Origin of the sequence: Thiolapillus sp., from assembly GCF_048562965.1 — a bacterium.
Lineage (GTDB): Bacteria > Pseudomonadota > Gammaproteobacteria > Chromatiales > Chromatiaceae > Thiolapillus > Thiolapillus brandeum_A.
Map to the genome: position 1 here is coordinate 1 of NZ_JBHNMF010000329.1, position 3727 is coordinate 3727.

The 3727-nt window shown below is 56.1% G+C and carries 4 protein-coding genes; 1 reads left to right on the forward strand and 3 read right to left on the reverse strand.

Annotated features, from left to right (window positions below; all coding sequences use genetic code 11):
- The coding region (locus tag ACOCD2_RS14225) for a choice-of-anchor X domain-containing protein (protein WP_293648777.1) at positions 1–708 on the forward strand (708 nt) is incomplete at its 5' end.
- 82 nt (positions 709–790) lie between these two features.
- Here the strand turns inward: ACOCD2_RS14225 and ACOCD2_RS14230 are convergent.
- The 3 genes from ACOCD2_RS14230 to ACOCD2_RS14240 all read right to left on the reverse strand — a co-directional run bounded on the left by ACOCD2_RS14230 (position 791) and on the right by ACOCD2_RS14240 (position 3354).
- Positions 791–1963: a pyridoxal phosphate-dependent aminotransferase gene (locus ACOCD2_RS14230; RefSeq protein ID WP_293648780.1), complete on the reverse strand. Its 1173-nt coding sequence runs from the start codon at positions 1961–1963 to the stop codon at positions 791–793.
- Complete coding sequence (locus tag ACOCD2_RS14235; protein WP_293648783.1) at positions 1950–2723, reverse strand: HAD family hydrolase; 774 nt, start codon at positions 2721–2723, stop codon at positions 1950–1952. Before ACOCD2_RS14235 ends, ACOCD2_RS14230 begins: the two co-directional genes overlap by 14 nt.
- 85 nt (positions 2724–2808) lie before the next feature.
- On the reverse strand, positions 2809–3354 hold the full coding sequence (locus ACOCD2_RS14240) for a hemerythrin domain-containing protein (protein WP_293648786.1): 546 nt from the start codon (positions 3352–3354) through the stop codon (positions 2809–2811).
- Positions 3355–3727: the final 373 nt, after the last annotated feature.

Here is a 3727-nt window from a genome sequence, read left to right on the forward strand (position 1 = left end):
CTTGATTATTACCTGTCGTTTCAAAAGGCCCCCAATGCCATCTATCGCATCGACACCCAGGCGGATGACAATGGCGATTTCAGTCAGGCGCCCAACATTACCAGCATCACCTTCAGCGATGCAGTCTTGTGGGACGACGATACGCAAATGACCGTAACCGTCGGTGTCGGCGATGCCCAGGGCTGGGACAACATTCAAAGCGTGCTGCTGACGGTGCTGGTGGACGGCATGGAAGACACCTACTGGCCCATGGGACGCGAACCCCTCGCTTTTCCCACGGGAGACCCCGGTTCCACCTGGTTGTACGATGACGGGACCCATGGTGACCAGACAGCTGGTGACGGTGTATTCACTTTCGATGCCATCGCCACCCGCAAGGGCGACAGGGATCCCAACGGTTTCAACACCTGGTATGCCCACTACAGCCTGCCCAATGACGTGGGCATCCGCATCATCGCACAAGACAAGGACGGCAATTCCACCATTGCGGATACCCGCCTCACCATTGCGGCCTGTGATGATACCGGTAAAACTTACAGCAGCAACATCACAGGCAGGGTCTTTGCCTGCACATCGCAGAACGTGCGCTTCCTGACAGGGGCAACGGTCACTGCAGGCACCGAGATGCACCTCAAATCACAGACGGTCAGCTTTCAGAACGATACACGGGTGGAGGAAGGCGCCGTATTGAGTGTCAGCACGGAATGAGCGGGGCAGTCGCTATGAGGTAAAAAGCCCATGGAAGGGCTTTTACGACATCCTCCGGTGGGGGAAAGCCGTGCAGGCTGGGTCAGCCCAGAAATGCGGCAATGCGCTCCACACCCAGTTTCAGCCGGCTCAGGTCTGTCGTATAGGCAAAGCGCACGAACTTTTCTGCCCGATAACTGCCGAAATCACGCCCCGGCGTGATCGCTACTGCTGCCCTGTCGAGCAACTGGCGGGCGAAATCGAAGCTGTCCCCGGAAAAGGCGCTGACATCCGCGTAGAGATAGAAGGCCCCTTCGGGCTTTCCCTGGATGCGGAAACCAAGGTTTACCAAGGCATCATAGAGATAGTCCCTGCGTTCCTGAAACACTTCCCGGCGTTCTTCCAGCACACTCAGGGTCGCAGGTTGGAAAGCTGCCAGGGCAGCATGCTGTGCCACGGTGGGTGCCGCAAGAAAGATATTCTGCGCCAGACGATCCAGGGCTGGCACATATTCCTCCGGAGCGACGATCCATCCCAGACGCCAGCCCGTCATACCAAAAAACTTGGAAAAGCTGTTCACCACGAAAAGATTGTCCTGCCCCAGTTTCAGCGCGGTTTCCACGGGCCGGTCATACACCAGTCCCTGATAAATCTCGTCGACAATGAGCATACCGTCGGGCGCACGCACTGCATCGTACAGGAAGCGCAACTGCTGCAGACTGAGCAGGCGACCAGTGGGATTGGCCGGCGTAGCCACCATCAGGGCCCGCGTGCTCCTGTCCCAGTGACGGATCACCTGATCATTGGCCAGGGCAAAATCCTGTGACGCCTTCACGCCAAGAGAAACAGCCTCACCACCAAACATACGAACCATATGGCGGTTGCAGGGATAACCGGGATCGGCCATCAGCACCTTTTCTCCGGGATTGATCAGCACCCCCAGGATCAGCTGCAGCGCACCGGAAGCGCCGGGCGTTACGACGATCCGGGACGCATCCACCTGCACACCGAAGCGGGACAGATAATAGTCGGCAATGGCCTGGCGCAACGCAGGCAGGCCCAGTGCAGGTGTATAGTGGGTCAGCCCCTGCTGCAGGGAGCGGATGCCCGCCTCAATGACGGGCCGGGGGCTGGAAAAATCAGGCTCTCCCACTTCCATGTGCACTACATCCAGGCCCCTGGCGTCCATTTCCCGGGCCTTTGCCAGAATGTCCATCACATGAAAGGGCGCAATGCCTGCCATGCGATGAGCCAGCACCGGCTTATTTCCAGGCATACCGGTGAATGTCCTGGAGTGCGTCGAGATCCACCTGATCCCTGATCAGCCCCGGGCCATTCAACACCCGGCAGGGCTGTTCATTCGTGCCCAGTTGATCGACAACCACTGTCGCACCGCTGAAATCCTGGTCACGGGTATAGTCGTTCACCGTCACCAGCAACGAGCGAATACCCGAACCCAGTACAGATTTCACGCCGTTGTCGGAATCCTCGAAAGCCATGCAGTTCTCCGGCGGCAGTTCCAGCTGCTCCATCGCCCAGACAAAAATGTCCGGCGCGGGCTTCTTGGCGGGCACGATATCGCCAGCAGCGACGACCTCGAACCAGTCCTCGGCATCTTCCGCCAGGCTATTGGTCAGCAACGCTGTCACATTGGCCGGCGTGGTGGTGGTGGCGATAGCCAGCCGCATTCCGGCATCCCTGGCTTCACGCAGGAGACGCTCCACACCCGGGCGCAAAGGCAGTCCGGGATCGACCATCAGAGACTTGTAATGCTCGGTCTTGGATGCATGCAGGTCTGCAACGAAGCTGTCGAGTTCTCCAGGCGGCGAGAAATCGGGCATGAAATGTTTCAGGTAGTACTTGATGCGTTCCTTGCCACCTGTCACCGTGAGCAGCTGCCCATAAATATCCACGGTCCAGTCCCAGTCCAGTCCTGCGTCGGCAAAAGCCTGGTTGAAGGCAACGCGATGCCCGTCACGCTCCGTATCCGCCAGGGTACCGTCCACATCAAATATCAGGGCTTTCAGTTCAGCCATAATTGTTCCTGCAGTATCCGTTAAAAAAACAAGGCTGGAAAGAATACGCAATATTGACGGCAACAGAAAGTGCTATAACCCTTTTTCAGGTCCGGAAAAACCCTGGTTCCCTGTCTGATGCGGTTGAGGCCTTGGGTTTGGGTGGCTGGTAGAGGGGATAGAGCACACTTTCCTCGGTTTCGATCCGTTTGACCAGCACCTTGCCGATGGCATCCAGGTCTGCCCCAAACTGCTTCCTGCGCTGCTCATCCCACTCATCGAGGATGTAGTGGCTGAGAAACCGGGTCACCGTTCTGTTGATACCGTGCATTTCAGACCGGAAACCCTGGGTCAGCGCTGCGCTTTCTGGATCATCGGCCAGGGTATGCTTCAGATAGATGTAGAGCTTGACGTTTTCCTTGAGAAGGTGCTCCCTGAGGAGCGTACCGAAATCCCTGAGCAGGAGGGGCAGCTGCGTAAACCTCTCTGCGGCATACTCCTGGCCTATTTCTGTAAACAGTTTCAGCAACTGTTTGTGATCATCCAGAAGCTCGGGCACCAGCTCTCTGTGATAGTAGATTTGTGTACCAGGCGCCCTGCCCTTTCTCTGCCCCCCTGCCAGCTGTTTCTTTCGCCGGAAAAAACCGAACATACTGTATTTACCCCCCTTTTATGGAATCTTCCGAAAGAAGTTTCCTGTAGTCCTGCCCCCCTGGCACGGTGAAAAATGATACTGCAGATTATCAGGGAGAATGGGCTCTGTACAGTGCATGAGCACCAGTTCCGCCGCAGCATCCCCCGGGAAGGATGCATTGATCAAATTTGTGAACATGCTACAGAATAAAGGCTCTTCGACGTTTCATATGGATTTCAGTATGGAACCCGCCGGGCTGGCAATCATGTAGATCATAGTTAGTTACCGTCTATAAATAGCTATCTTTTTCGGGCAGCTCCAGATAATTAGCGCATGCCAATATACTGAATTAATTAATCACCTGCCTTGACAAGGATATTGTCGTTTGCAG

Excerpts from the sequence above, each read along its gene's own strand:
- ACOCD2_RS14230 (WP_293648780.1), bottom strand. The coding sequence starts at position 1,963 with ATGCCTGGAAATAAGCCGGTGCTGGCTCATCGCATGGCAGGCATTGCG.
- ACOCD2_RS14235 (WP_293648783.1), bottom strand. The coding sequence starts at position 2,723 with ATGGCTGAACTGAAAGCCCTGATATTTGATGTGGACGGTACCCTGGCG.
- ACOCD2_RS14240 (WP_293648786.1), bottom strand. The coding sequence starts at position 3,354 with ATGTTCGGTTTTTTCCGGCGAAAGAAACAGCTGGCAGGGGGGCAGAGA.